The organism is Secundilactobacillus collinoides DSM 20515 = JCM 1123 (assembly GCF_001435975.1).
GTDB lineage: Bacteria > Bacillota > Bacilli > Lactobacillales > Lactobacillaceae > Secundilactobacillus > Secundilactobacillus collinoides.
Window position 1 is genome coordinate 1,497 of the sequence record NZ_AYYR01000126.1, and the last position, 757, is coordinate 2,253.

Genomic DNA, 757 nt, shown 5'->3' on the forward strand with positions numbered 1-757 from the left:
ATGTTGGCAATGATCTTATTTGAATCGGGGTCGTGCCATAAAGGGCAACGTAACCGTCAGACAATTTTTGCCAGGCTACTTGATAATAAGCGCCGTTACCAGTGATTTCTTTTAAATACTTGTAGGTTCCTTTAGCTTGCAAAACGGGTAATTCACTGGCTAAAACTGCTAATTCGTTGTTCATTTTATGATCTCCTTTGCTTTGTTAATCTCACCCGTTGTTCAGGTTTACTTTTGGGATTGTAAAAGTGAACCTAAATGACGGGTTAACCAACCGGAACGTAGTGTCGAGCGGTAGGTAAGGTCTAATCGAAATCAAAACTTAATTTATGGCCGTCAAGCTTTAACTTGGCAGCAAACGACTTTCCTTTTTTGCTCTTGAAACCCTTTAATTTGCTGGTTTCCCCCTTGGTGACCAGCGCTTTAATTGCGGTCTTACCAAGCGTCTTGCTACTCCATTTCTTGGGTAGGGTAAAGTCCTCGCCTTGCTTGGGTTTCACAATGTAAAACTTTTGTTTATTTATGACAGTTACTTGTGGTGTTTCTAAGAACACCTCGGCAACTTTTTGTGCTTGCTGTTGGTGATTGATTTGTTGCTTAATGGCTGCATTGCCGGTTAATTGTGTGGGAACATCAGCGATTAACTTCGCCACAAACTTCTTAATTTGGCTCAAAAAATTATCCGGAGTGCGTTCTTCGGTACTGATTTGCTGTAACGCTTGCTCCCATTTAGCCGTCATCTCTGGACTAGTTAGCA

General features: G+C 41.6%; 2 protein-coding genes. Both read right to left on the bottom strand.

The genetic code is table 11. From position 1 onward, the window contains the following. The coding region (locus FC82_RS15605) for a hypothetical protein (protein WP_056997452.1) at nt 1–184 on the bottom strand (184 nt) is incomplete at its 3' end. A 121-nt stretch (nt 185–305) separates the two neighbouring features. Next, on the bottom strand, nt 306–757 hold a 452-nt coding region (locus FC82_RS15610; RefSeq protein ID WP_191982813.1), incomplete at its 5' end, for a topoisomerase C-terminal repeat-containing protein.